This window comes from Streptomyces sp. NPDC015032, assembly GCF_043080425.1.
In the GTDB taxonomy this organism is placed as follows: Bacteria; Actinomycetota; Actinomycetes; order Streptomycetales; family Streptomycetaceae; genus Streptomyces.
The window spans coordinates 76,003-88,530 of sequence record NZ_JBIBVN010000025.1; the positions used below are offsets into that span (position 1 = coordinate 76,003).

The 12,528-nt window shown below is 73.2% G+C and carries 10 protein-coding genes; 5 read left to right on the forward strand and 5 right to left on the reverse strand.

Annotated elements, in window-relative coordinates; genetic code table 11:
- Positions 1-178: 178 nt before the first annotated feature.
- The 5 genes from ACF08M_RS28710 (at position 179) to ACF08M_RS28730 (ending at position 4,642) form a co-directional block, all read left to right on the forward strand.
- Complete coding sequence (locus tag ACF08M_RS28710) at positions 179-472, forward strand: PAAR domain-containing protein (RefSeq protein ID WP_376275832.1); 294 nt, start codon at positions 179-181, stop codon at positions 470-472.
- A 6-nt stretch (positions 473-478) separates the two neighbouring features.
- Positions 479-892, forward strand: a complete 414-nt coding sequence (locus tag ACF08M_RS28715; RefSeq protein WP_362201318.1) for a GPW/gp25 family protein — start codon at positions 479-481, stop codon at positions 890-892.
- Complete coding sequence (locus ACF08M_RS28720) at positions 889-2,847, forward strand: putative baseplate assembly protein (RefSeq protein ID WP_392188159.1); 1,959 nt, start codon at positions 889-891, stop codon at positions 2,845-2,847. The genes ACF08M_RS28715 and ACF08M_RS28720 overlap by 4 nt, the downstream gene beginning before the upstream one ends.
- Before the next feature lie 5 nt (positions 2,848-2,852).
- A complete protein-coding gene (locus ACF08M_RS28725) occupies positions 2,853-3,386 on the forward strand; it encodes a phage tail protein (protein WP_392188160.1) in 534 nt (177 codons plus the stop codon).
- Positions 3,387-3,826: 440 nt separating this feature from the next.
- Positions 3,827-4,642 (forward strand): discoidin domain-containing protein, encoded by an 816-nt coding sequence (locus ACF08M_RS28730; RefSeq protein ID WP_392188161.1) that lies wholly within the window; start codon positions 3,827-3,829, stop codon positions 4,640-4,642.
- A gap of 62 nt (positions 4,643-4,704) precedes the next feature.
- Here ACF08M_RS28730 and ACF08M_RS28735 read toward each other — a convergent pair whose 3' ends face one another.
- The 5 genes from ACF08M_RS28735 to ACF08M_RS28755 all read right to left on the reverse strand — a co-directional run bounded on the left by ACF08M_RS28735 (position 4,705) and on the right by ACF08M_RS28755 (position 12,277).
- The gene (locus ACF08M_RS28735) at positions 4,705-6,162 is read right to left on the reverse strand and encodes a diaminopimelate decarboxylase (RefSeq protein WP_392188162.1); all 1,458 of its coding nucleotides are present in this window, start codon (positions 6,160-6,162) and stop codon (positions 4,705-4,707) included.
- Between the two features lie 191 nt (positions 6,163-6,353).
- Entirely contained in the window at positions 6,354-8,231 is a 1,878-nt protein-coding gene (locus ACF08M_RS28740; protein WP_392188163.1) for a PucR family transcriptional regulator, read from the reverse strand.
- Between the two features lie 641 nt (positions 8,232-8,872).
- On the reverse strand, positions 8,873-10,213 hold the full coding sequence (locus ACF08M_RS28745; RefSeq protein ID WP_392188164.1) for a sensor histidine kinase: 1,341 nt from the start codon (positions 10,211-10,213) through the stop codon (positions 8,873-8,875).
- Position 10,214: 1 nt separating this feature from the next.
- Entirely contained in the window at positions 10,215-10,847 is a 633-nt protein-coding gene (locus tag ACF08M_RS28750; RefSeq protein ID WP_392188196.1) for a response regulator transcription factor, read from the reverse strand.
- A gap of 275 nt (positions 10,848-11,122) precedes the next feature.
- A complete protein-coding gene (locus ACF08M_RS28755) occupies positions 11,123-12,277 on the reverse strand; it encodes an endonuclease/exonuclease/phosphatase family protein (protein ID WP_392188165.1) in 1,155 nt (384 codons plus the stop codon).
- Between the last annotated feature and the right edge of the window lie 251 nt (positions 12,278-12,528).

Genomic DNA, 12,528 nt, shown 5'->3' on the forward strand with positions numbered 1-12,528 from the left:
GCCCCCGGCGACCGAGCGAACTGAGCGAACCGAGCGAGCCGAGTGCCTCACGTGAGTCGAACGAACTGAACGAACCGAACGAACCGAGTGCCCCGCGTGAGTCGAACGAACTGAGCGAACCGAGCACACCGGACGCGCCGAGCGCGCCGAGCGCGCCGAACGAGAGGACCGGACTTCCATGTCAGCAGCCGCGGCGGCAGCCGCACGGGTCGGGGACCCCACCGGACACCCGGGCACGGTCGGGCCGCCCGGTGTCCCGTCCGTGCTCATCGGCGGCCTCCCCGCCGCCACGGTCGGCACCCCGCATCTGTGCGCGTCGCCGCCGCCCGCGGTGCACCCGCCGTCCGTGCTCGCGCCGCCCGGCAGCACCACGGTGCTGATCGGCGGGCAGCCCGCCGCCCGCGTCGGGGACCTCGCCGCCTGCGGCTCGCCCGTCGTGTCCGGTTGTCCGACGGTGCTGATCGGAGGCTGAGCGTCCATGGGCCAGCAGTTCATCGGCGCGGGCTGGGCCTTTCCCCCGCGTACGGACGCCACCGGCTCCATCGCCCTGGTGCGCGGCGAGCACGAACTGGAGGAGTCGATCCGGCTGATCCTCGCAACGTCACCGGGCGAGCGGCCCATGCGGCCGGAATTCGGCTGCGCGATCAACGACTACGTGTTCGCCCCGGCGGACGCGGGCACGGCCGGGCAACTGGCGTACGAGGTCCGCCTGGCGCTGGACCGGTGGGAGCCCCGGATCGAGGTCACGGAGGTCGTCGTCCGCTTCGACGAGGTCGACAACGGGGTCCTGTACATCGACATCGGATACACCGTACGGGGCGCCAACGACCCCCGGAACCTGGTCTTCCCGTTCTATGTGATCCCGCAGCACGAGGAGGTGGACGGCGCGTGACGCTGCCCAGTCCGCATCTGGACGACCGCCACTTCCAGGGCCTGGTCGACGAGGCGAAACGGCTCGTCCAGCAGCGCTGCCCCGAGTGGACCGACCACAACGTGTCCGACCCCGGCGTGACCCTCATCGAGGCCTTCGCGACCATGGTCGACCAGCTCGTCTACCGGGTGAACCGGGTGCCGGAGAAGAGCTATCTGACCTTCCTCGACCTGATCGGGGTCCGGCTCCATCCGCCGACGGCCGCCCACACCGACGTGACGTTCCGGCTCTCCGCGCCGCAGCCCGAACCGGTGCGGGTGCGGGCCGGCACGGAGGTGGCCACCGTCCGTACGGAGACCGAGGAAGCGGTCGTGTTCACGACCGTCCGTGAACTGGCCGTCGTGCCGTGCGAGTTCGCGCACCTCGCCACCTGGCCGACGTCCGGCGACGCCGTCGACCGTACCGAGGAACTCGCCCTCGGCCGGGCCGTCCCCTGCTTCGACACCACGCCCACGCCCGGCGACGCCCTCTACCTGGGCCTGTCGGTCGCCGTTCCGTCGGGCGTCGTCGTACTGCGGCTGGACTGCGCGGTCGAGGGCGTCGGCGTGGACCCGCTGCGGCCGCCGCTGCTCTGGGAGGCCTGGGACGGCAGCGCCTGGACGGTCTGCGAGGTCGAGAAGGACGACACCGGCGGCTTCAACCGGTCCGGGGAGCTGATCCTGCACCTGCCGCAGGGGCACACTCCGGCCGTCGTCGTGCGCCGGACCGGCGGCTGGCTGCGCTGCCGCCTGGTCGAGGCCGAGCCGGGGCAGCCCACTTACATGGCACCCCCGGTGGTGCGCCGGATCACGGCGTTCACGATCGGCGCGACCGTCGGGGCCGTCCACGCCGAGACCGTGACCGACGAGGTGCTCGGCCCGGCCGAGGGCGTACCCGGACAGACCTTCACGGTGAGCCGCCCGCCGGTCGTCCCCGGCGCATTCGTCGTCGAGGTCGCCGACCCGGCCGGAGGCCCACAGGGCACGGAGTGGACCCGCGTCGACGACTTCGCGCACTCCGGACCCGACGACCGGCACATCACGCTCGACCCCAACTCGGGGCGGGTCGAATTCGGTCCGGCGGTACGGGAGCGGGACGGCTCCGTCCGCTACTACGGCGCGGTGCCGCCGAAGGGGGCGACGGTCCGGGTACGTGCGTACCGTACGGGCGGTGGTCTGCGCGGCAATGTCGCCCGTGCCACGCTCCGGGTGCTGCGCAGCGCCATCCCGTACGTGGCCCGGGTGGAGAACCGGCGGCCCGCGCTCGGCGGAGTCGACGGCGAGACGGTGGACAGCGCACGGGTGCGCGGGCCCATGACGCTGCGGACCCTGCACCGGGCCGTCGTACCGCACGACTACGAACTGCTGGCCCGCGAGGTCGCACCCGACGCGTCCCGGGTGCAGTGCATCCCGGCCGGCGGGGACTCGGACGTCGAGGCGGGCGGGGTGCGGCTGCTCGTCGTGCCGGCCGGACGCGGCGACGAGCAGGGCCGGATCCAGTTCAACGAACTCGTCCCGCCACAGCACACCCTCGCCCTGATCGCGGGCCATCTGGACGAACGCCGGCCCATCGGTGCCCGGTTGGTGGTCGAACCGCCCTACTACCAGGGGGTCACCGTGGTCGCCTCGGTCCAGGCCCGCCGGGGCGTCGTGCTGGAACGGGTGCGCGAGGAGGCGCTGGCGGCCCTGTACGGCTATTTCAATCCGCTGAGCGGCGGACCGGGCGGCGACGGCTGGCCGTTCGGCCGGCCCATCCAGTCGGGCGAGGCGTTCGCCGTACTCCAGCAGGTGCCGGGGGTCGATCTGGTGGAGGACGTACGGCTCTTCCCCGCGGACCCCGTGACCGGGCAGCGCGACGAACCCACCACCAAGATCGCGCTGGACCGGCACGCGCTGGTCTTCAGCTACGAGCACCAGCTCCGGGTGAAGGAGGCCTGACCGCCATGCGCACAGCCGTGACCGGCCTGCCGACCCCGCACCCGCTGATCGAACAGCTCCCGGCGGTCTATCTGGAGCAGGATTTCCTGCGACGGTTCCTCGCGGCGCTCGACGACGTACTCGCCCCGCTCCTGCTCTCCATCGACAATCTGCCCGCCCACCTCGATCCGCGCAGCGCGCCCGAGGACTTCCTCTCCTGGCTGGCCCAGTGGGTGGCCGTCGACATCCGCCCGGACCACTCGGCCGAGCGGCGGCGCGCGGCGGTGCGCGGCGCGGTCGAGCGGCACAGCAGGCGCGGCACCCGGCGCGGTCTCGCGGAGGCGGTGTTCCTGGAGACCGGGATCGAGCCGGACATCGTGGAGAGCGGCGGCACGGCGTGGTCGTCGGCGCCGCACACGCAGTTCCCGGGGGGCCCGCGGCCATGGGTGACGGTCCGGGTGCGGGCCTCGCAGCCGTACCAGGTCGACCGGGTGCGGCTGGAGGAGCTGATCCGTACGGAGATTCCCGCGCATGTGGGCTTCGACCTGGAGGTCCTGTGATCTGCGAGGCGTGCGGACAGACCAATGCGCCGGGGACGCAGTTCTGCACGTCGTGCCGGGCGTTCCTGGAGTGGGAGGGCACGCGGGGCGCGGGAGACGGTCCCTCTGCGGCCTCTGCTGCCCCTGCTGCCCCTGCCTCATCCGGGTCTCCTGTTACCCCTGCTGCTCCTGCTGCTCCTGTTCCGCCTATAACGCCTGTTGCCCCTGCTCCGCGTGCTGCGCCGGATACACCTGTCTCCCCACCCCAGCCCGCACCCACGCCCCAGCCCGCACCCACGCCCCAGCCCGCACCCCCGCCCCAGCCCGCACCCCCGCCCCAACCGTCCCCGCAGCCGCAGCCGCAGCCGCAGCCGCAGCCCGAGGCACCCTCCCAACCCGCCCCTCAGCCCCCCGTCTCCGCGGCTGCCCCGCGTCGCCCCGGTGACGAGCCGGACGCGTCGGTGCCGGGACCCGAGGCGCTGCCCGATGTGCCGCCGGGCCCCGCGGACCCACCCCCGGGTCCGCCTCCCGCCGCCCCCGTCCGCTGTCCCAACTGCCGTACGGCGAACGCCCCGGACCGCACCCTGTGCATCCGCTGCGGACTGCTCCTGGACCCGGGGCCGCCGCCCGGGGCCCGGCCTCCGTGGTGGCGCCGGATCCTGCGGAGGCGACCGCGCCAGGCCCCCACCGCGGGTACGCGGCCGCGGCGCCGGCTGTGGCGCCGTCCGGGGCTGGCGCTTCCGGTCGTGCTGATCATGGTGGCGTGCGGAGTCTGGTTCGCCCTTCCGCATCTGTCCGGCTGGTTCGGCTTCGCCAAGGACGAGACCGGGTCGCCGGAGGCGGTACCGCCCACCCGGTTCCGGGCCTCCAGCAGGGCGCCCGGCCACCCGGCGGGCGCGGCGTTCGACGGTTTCAACAACCGTTACTGGGCGCCGTCGGCCGCGGGTCCCGACACCGGGGTGGGCCAGTACCTGGAGTGCGACTTCGAGCAGCCGGTACGGGTGCTGAAGCTGGTGGTCTTCTCCGGTACGTCGGCCAAGATGGACGAGTTCCTCACCCAGGCCCGCCCGGCCAGGATCACCGTCCAGCTCACCTCCGCCGACGGAAGCCGGGTCAGCAAGGAGATCAGGGTCAAGGACCAGCCCGGTCAGCAGACCTTTGATGTGCGCGGCTCGGAGGTCGTCCGGGCCCGCCTCACGACGGACACCACCTATGGAGCGGGCCCCGGCCGTCGCCTGGCCGTCGCCGAGGTCGAGTTCTTCGGCCGACGGCCCTGATCCGTGATCGTGAGCCGTGTCCGCGCGGAGGCGTGCCGGGCGGATGACGTCTCGCCGGGGGCTCAGTCCGCATCAGCATCCGTGTCCGCATCCGTGCCCGTACCCGCACCGGTGTCCGTGCCCGCACCCGCACCCGCACCCGCACCGGTGTCCGTGTCCGGAGCCGTGGCTGTCAGGGCCACCAGAGCGTCCGCCTGTGCCAGGCCGCTCTCCTCGACAATCTCCCGCATGCTCTGCGCCTCGCGTACGAGCGCGAAACGCACCTGCCCGTCCGCACGCGTGCGATAGCCGTACACGGCGGGCCGGGGCAGCGAGTTGTACGAGAAGTGCGACGAGAAGTAGTACGCCCCGGTGTCGTAAAGCGCCACCACGTCGCCGGGCTCGACGACCGGGAGTTCGCGTCCGGTGGCGGTCAGGTCCCCGGCGAAGCAGCACGGTCCCGCGATGTCGACGATCTCGGCTGGGCCCTGCTTGGGCCGGCCCGCGGCGTCGAACACCCCGACGCGCAGCGGCCAGGCACCGGGCATGAACACCGTCCGGGTGGCCACCTGGGCGCCCGCGTGCGTGACCGCGATCCGCCGTCCTCCGGCCGACTTGGTGTACTCGACGACCGTGCCGACCGTTCCGCTCTTGGCCAGCAGGGAGCGGCCGAACTCCGTGATCAGGGTGTAGCGCCCGTCGAACAGACCGGGTACGCCGCGGCGGAGTTCGGCGACGTAGTCGGCGTACGTCGGCCGGTCGTCCTCGCCGTCGAAGTTGACGGGCAGGCCGCCGCCGATGTCGAGCCCGGTGATCCGGTCGTGGCCCAGCCGCGCGTTGATCCGCTCGGCCAGCTCGTACGCGGCGCGGATGCCTTGGGCGATGAGCGGCAGCGGGCAGCCCTGGGAACCGACGTGCGCGTGCAGCCGGTTGAGCCACGGGCGGCGCGCGAAGGCGTCGACCACCGCGTCGACAGCCCCCGGATCGCGCAGCGCGACGCCGAACTTCGAGGTCGCGGTGGCGGTGCTCATCGCGCCGATGGCGCCCGCTCCCACCTGCGGATTGACCCGCAGTCCGATCGGCCCGGCGGCCGGGCGCCCGGCCAGCAGACGGTCGACGCGGGCCAGCTCCTGGAAGTTGTCGACGTTGATCGCGATGCCGTGGGCGAGGGCGAAGTCCAGCTCCTCGACCGTCTTCGCGGGGCTGTCGAAGACCAGCCGGTCGTACGGGAGCCCGGCCGCCAGGGCCTGTTCCAGTTCACCGGGCGAGGCCACCTCGCAGCCCATCCCCGCTTCGGCGAGCAGCCGCAGCACGGGCACCAGGCCGCACGCCTTGGCCGCGAACGTGTGGTGCACCGGGGCGGGCCCCTGGAACGCCTCGTGCAGCGCGTCGACGGCGGCGAGCACACCGTCCACGTCGAGGAGGCCGACCACGGGCGCGTGCGGACCGAGCAGTCCCTCCTCGACGGCGCGCGCCAGCGCCGCCGCCCGCCGGGATCCGCGCCGCCGGGCCGCGGAGTCGGCTGCCGAGCCGGAAGTCATGTGAACCACAACAACACCCCTCCATCTGCCACGTACTGCTGTACGGCGCCGTGGCCGCACGGCATACCGGTATACGGCCGCACCGCCGCGGGGCCGCCGTACGTACAGCTTCGGCGGGGCGGGGAGGGCACGTCTTCGACCGACACGACGACACCCGCCCGATTCCTTTGTGGCACCGGACAGCCGCACGATCAACGGCTGCCCGGCCCACGCGTCGCTCGTTCCGTGAGCCGGAGCCCGATGTCCGCGAGGAGCCGTACGGTCGGGTCGTCCAGATCGACGCCGAACAGTTCCCGGGCCCGGCGCAGCCGGTAGCGCAGGGTGTTGGGGTGCACGTTCAGGCGCCGTGCGGCCGCGCCCGTGTCGCCGAACGCGTCGAGGTAGGCGGCGACCGAATCGCCGTACTCCGAACCGTGCGCGCGGTCGTGCTCCAGCAACGCGTGCACCGGCCCCGACAGGGACGCCCACAACGGCGCGACCCGGTCGAGCACCCGGAGGACCGACGTGTCGGGAACCAGTTCGCCGGACGCCGCGACCGCCGACACCACCTCCGTGACCGGCAGCGTCGCGGACCGCTCCCGCAGCACCCGCACCACCAGTTCCGCGGCCTCCCGCGACGCGGGCAGCCCCGACAGGTCCGCCGCCACCGGCCCGACGCCCGCGAACACGACACTGCGCGGCACCGAGCGGGCCGTCGCCAACAGGGCGCGCGCCGGATCGGCCTCACCGTCCACCGCCGGGACCAGAACGTACGGCCGCCGCCCCGAGCGCGCGGTCACGCACCCCGGCCGGTACGCGGCGGCCTGCAGCGCGAGCACGTCCAGGACCCGCTGTTCGGCGGCGCCCCCCGGGTCCGGACCGGACGCGGTGCCGAGCGCCCGGCTGCCGTACGCCTCCGCGACCATCACCGCGTACGGGCGGTCCGGTGTGATCCCGGCATCGTGCGCGGTCCGGGCGCCACGCGCGGCCTGCACCGGGTCGGTGTTCCACACCGCGTCCGGTTCCGTGTACGTGTCCGGTACCGCGTAGGTGTCCCGCACCGTGTACACGTCCGGTACCGCGTAGGTGTCCCGCATCGTGTACACGTCGCGTACCGCGTAGGCGGACCCGTACAGGAGCGCGTGTACGGCCTCCTCCCGTGCCCGGGCTGCCGCCCGGCCCCACGTCCGGTGGTGGGACAGATGCGGGACGGCGGCCCGGGCGGCCGTGCGCAGCGCCGCCGCCGCACCCTCGGCGAGCGGCTGCCGGTCCGCCGCGGCCCAGATGGATCCGAGTACCTCGGACCCGTGACGAACGGCGATGGCGAGCCGTTCGGCGGACCGGTCGTCGGCGGGCCGGTGCACCACGTCGTCGGTGCTCCACAGCGCTTGGAAGAAGCCGCTCTCGCGGAGTTCGACGACCCGCCAGCGAGGGACCTCCTGCCCGAGGATCGTCAGTCTGCGCAGCGGATCGGGTTCGTGGTGCATCCGTGAGTACGCCAGCACCCGTGACTGCGGGTCCTCGATGGTGATGGCACCGCCGACGAGGTCCGCCACCGTATTGGCCAGCCCCGACAGATCGCCGAGCGGCAGCCCGCCCAGGCCGCCGGTGCCGTCCGGACCGCTCACCCCCGGCGGACCGGCCGGCCCGGTGGCGGAGCAGGCCGGGGCGCTGTGCGCCAGAGCGGTCCGCAGCCGGCCGAGCACCTCGGTCCACCCCTGCCCCGGCCGCCGGGCCAGCAAGGCCGTACGCCCCCGGCGGGCCGCCTCCACCAGCGCCGCCCGGGGCCCGCGACCGCCCCGCCGCAGCACCACGGCCGCGGCCCCGGCCCGGTCGGCGTCGCGCAGCACGTCGACGGCCTCGGACGAGGCGACCTCCACGCCCACCGCGAGCAGGATCAGCCCGGACGCCGATTCCGGCCGGGCTGCGTCGTCGCGCTCCTCACCGGCATCGTGCAGCGCCACATCGGCCACCGGGACACCGGTGCCGCGCGGCGCCACGACGACATCGAGCATCCCGGGGGCGAGGAGCCCGAGGATCTGCTCCAGCGAGGGCCAGGTGTCGCACGGGTCCGGTTCATGCGCAGGCATCCACCCATGATGGTCGTGGTCCCCGACGGGAGCCATGGTCAGGGACCACCCGACCGGGGACCACCCGCCGGCTGCGTCCCCAACGCCCCCGGCCGACGGGCCACCGGCCGAGGGCGTGGCCGGGGCTCGCGCGTGGCCGGGGCTCGCGCGTACCCGGGTCAGAGATTTTTCTCAGGAAGAACGAGGAAAACCCTTGACCCGGGGCAAATAGGGAGGAAAATCGTCAATACACCAGAAAACCAGAGTGAGCCGCACTGTCAGCGGAGACGTTCGCAGATGAGCGTGACCCACTCGTTGGTTCTGGCCAGGCCCCCGGCAGATCCTCTCGATCCCGGAGTTGTCAGCGACGGCTGAAACTCACGGAACCCCGAAGGACTACCGGGGACTGCGTGTCCGCACCCCTCCGCTGCTCCACGGCCGTCCGTGTCCGAGCTGCGGAGGTTCTGTGCTTCTGCGCTTCCGAGGTTCCGCGCTTCCGTGGTTCTGCGCTTCCGCGCTTCCGCGCTTCTGAGTGGTGCTGTGGGGGGGTACTGCGCCGTGGTGCGTCGCGCTGTACGCAACCGCGGGCGTCCTGCGACGGCGCCGGATGGCTGGTTGCAGCGGAGCGGATGGCGGGAGCGTGCCGTTGCGCCGGTCGGCGGTCAGGCCGCGGGCGGCCCCGCCTCGCCGGGCAGTTCCGGGGTGGCGACGGCCCCGTGGGGGCTGGTGGCGTTCGTCAGGGTGAGACGGGCGCCGATGACATGGGCCTGGCCGAGGGCGATGGTGAGGCCCAGGCCGTGTCCGCGGCCGCGTTCGGCGGCTCCGGTGCGGAAGCGCTGGGGTCCCTGGTCCAGGAGTTCCCGGGGAAGGCCCGGCCCGCGGTCGCGTACGACGACGGTCGTGCCGTCGACCGTGACCTCGACCGGTGCCGCGCCGTGGCGGTGGGCGTTGAGGACCAGATTGGTGACGACGCGGTCGAGCCGGCGGGGGTCGGTCCTGGCGACCGGGTGACCGGTCACCGCGATCCGCGTCTCCAGGCCCGTACGCCGCACGGATTCCGCCACCAGGTCGCCGATCGGCACCGGCTGGGCGTCCGCTTCCTCGGCCCCCGCGTCCAGGCGGGAGATCTCCAGGAGGTCGTCCACGAGGCCACGCAGCACCTGGACGCGGTCACGGACCAGGTCGGTGGCCTCGCTCTCCGGGAGGAGGGACGCGGAGGTGACGAGGCCGGTGAGCGGGGTGCGCAGTTCGTGGGCGACATCGGCGGTGAAACGCTGTTCGGTGCGCAGCCGGTCCTGCAGGGCGTCCGCCATGAGGTCGACCGCGGAGGAGATTTCGCTGATCTCGTCGTGGCCGTGGCTTCGGGTCCTGGCGTCCAGGTCGCCGCGTTTGATGCGGCAGGCGGTCCCGACGACCCGGCGCAGACGGCGGAGCACCAGTTCGACGGTGAGGAGGGTGAGGGGGACGACGACGGCGAGCGTGGCGAGGGCCGCGTATCTCATGTGCCGGTCCAGGGCCTGGAGACTGCGCAGCTCGGCGCCCATGTCCACCCAGACGGCCAGCACGGTGCCGTCGACGTGGTCTGCCGCCCACATCCGTGGCCCCTGGGCCGGCCTCCGGGTGTCGTACCAGGTCACCGGCGCGGGCTCGGAGCCGAGCCGGTCCAGCAGTTCATCCGGTACGTCGCCGACCCGGTAGCCGGGAGGCGTCGACGAGGACGGCTGTACCGACTGCGCGCCCCGGAACTCGGCTTCGGCCGACTCCAGCGCGCGGATCGCTTCGCCGCGGCCGACGTTCATGTCGCGCGCCTCGGTGGTCCGGTGAACGAGGATCCCGACGCCCAGCGCCATCGCGCAGCCCACCGCCGCGACCCCGGCAGCGATCTTCCAGCGCAGGGACCGCGGGTCGATGAGGCGCCGCAGCACGTGGCCGGCACCGTCCTCGGGCGCGGTGCGGTCGGCCTGGGCGCCGGAGGCGAGGGCGGGGTTGGTCGTCTGCCGCATCTCAGCGCCGGAACCTGTAGCCGAAACCGCGGACGGTCTCGATGTGACCGGCGCCGATCTTCTTGCGCAGCCGCTGCACGGCCAGGTCCACCACCCGGCTGTCACCGTCCCAGCCGTAGTCCCACACCTTGCGCAGCAGCGTCTGCCGTTGCAGGGCGATGCCCGGCGCGGCCACGAACTCCAGGAACAGGCGCAGTTCGGTCGGGGTGAGCGCGAGCGGACGGTCGTCGACGCGCACCTCCAGACCACGGGTGTCGACGCTGAGGTCACGGAAGGTGAGCAGGCCGTCGTCGACCGGCCGGCCGGCGGCCGTGGAGGGTGCGGTGAAGGTGGCCCGGCGCAGCAGGGTGCGGATCCGCGCCACCAGGACACTGGTGTCGACGGGTTTGACGACGTAGTCGTCGGCACCCGCCTCCAGTCCCGCCACCACGTCCAGCGCGTCGCCGCGCGCGGACATCATCAGGATGGGCGCCTGACTCGTCTCGCGGATTCTGCGGCACAGCCCGATGCCGTCGAGGTGCGGCAGCATGATGTCGAGCAGCAGCAGATCGTGCTGCCCTTCCCGGAACATCTCAAGGCCCGTCAGGCCGTCGGGCGCCGCCGACACCTGATAGCCGTAGCGTTCCAGCGCCATCCCGACCGACCTGCGGATCGCTTCGTCGTCCTCGACCAGCAGTACGTGAACGGAGCCGGAGCCGGAGCCGGAGCCGGGGGCGGCAGCCGGGGCGGACGCCCCGGCAGGGGAGGCAGGGGCGAGGCCGGTGGGGCCGCCGCCGTGCTGCCCTGCCGGGCCGCGGTCGTGCTGTTGCATCACGTCACCTGAAAGTCGATCGGTGCCGAATTGCCCGAGATCATCCCGCTGTGCCGGGAAGTGGTCACCGCCCGCCCCCTCACCGGCGCCCCGCCCCCTCACAGGCGCAGGGCCGCCGCGACCGGCAAGTGGTCGCTCCCGGTGGGCGGCAGGGTCCGGGACGATACCGGGGTGACGCCCTTGACCAGGATCTGGTCGATCCGGGCCACCGGGAATGGCGCGGGCCAGCTGAAGCCGAAGCCGTCACCGGCCTCCTCCTGGGCCGACTGCAGCCCGGAGGTCACCGGCCGCAGCGCGCGGTCGTCGGTCGTGCCGTTGAAGTCGCCCACGACCACGACCCGGGGCAGCGGTTCGGCTCGTACGGCATCGGCCAGCTTCATGGCCGCCTCATTGCGCCTGGCCGTGGTGAAGCCCGTGCTCGGGAGCACCCGTACCGACGCCAGGTGGGCGGCATAGACGGCGACGGACCCCTGCGGGGTGTCGGCCGTGGCCCGCAGGGCACGGGTCCACGGCATGATCGCGACCGGCTCCACATCCCGCAGCGGGTACTTGCTCCACAGCCCGACCGTGCCCTGCACCGAGTGGTACGGATACGTGTCGGCCAGGGCGCGCTCGTACGCGGGTGCCGTACGTGGGCTCAGCTCCTCCAGGGCAATCAACTGGGGTCCGGAGGCGGCCAGTTCACGGGCGGTCCGGGCCGGGTCGGGGTTCTCGTCGTTGACGTTGTGGCTGACCACGGTCAGATCCCCGCCGGCGGCCCCCTTGTCCACGAGCATGCCGCCGAACAGGGAGCACCAGACGACGGCCGGAATCAGCACCGCGACAGCTGCGGTGGCCGACCGTCGCACCGCCGCCGACGCGAGCAGCACGGGCACGCTCACCCCGAGCCAGGGCAGGAACGTTTCGAGGAGACTGCCGAGGCCGCCGAAACCGTTCGGCATCCAGCTGTGCCCGGCCATGACCAGCGCGGACAGTGCGGCGACCGCAGCGATCGACCACCCGCGCCGCCACGTGCCCTTGTGGCCCGCGGCGATCGACCACCCGGGCCGCCACGTGTCCTTGTGGCCCGCGGCGATCAACCATCCGGGCCGCCACGTGCTCCTGTGGCCCGCGGCGGTCGGCCGTCCGGGCCGCCACGTGTCCTTGTGGCCCCCGAGGGTCGGCCACCAGCGCCGCCACGTGTTCTCGTGGCCCCCGGAGGTCGCCGGTCGCTCTTCGGCCTCACGATCCGTCTGCTCGACCGGTGCGGTCATGACCGCACCGCCTGGTCACCGCGACCGGCGAGGGCGTCGGGGAGGCCCTTCTGCACGGCGTCGATCAGACGGCCGCTGCTCTCCAGGGCGGCCTGGAGGCCTTCGGCGGGTGTCGTGCGGGGTGGTGGGCTGCTGTCGGTTTGCTGCGTTGAAGTGGGTTGTGGTGAGCAGGAGTGGGTCCTGTCGGCGGCTTCGTGGGGTGGGAACGGGGGTTCTGGGGTCGAATGGGTGACCTTGGGGGCTGGTGCTCG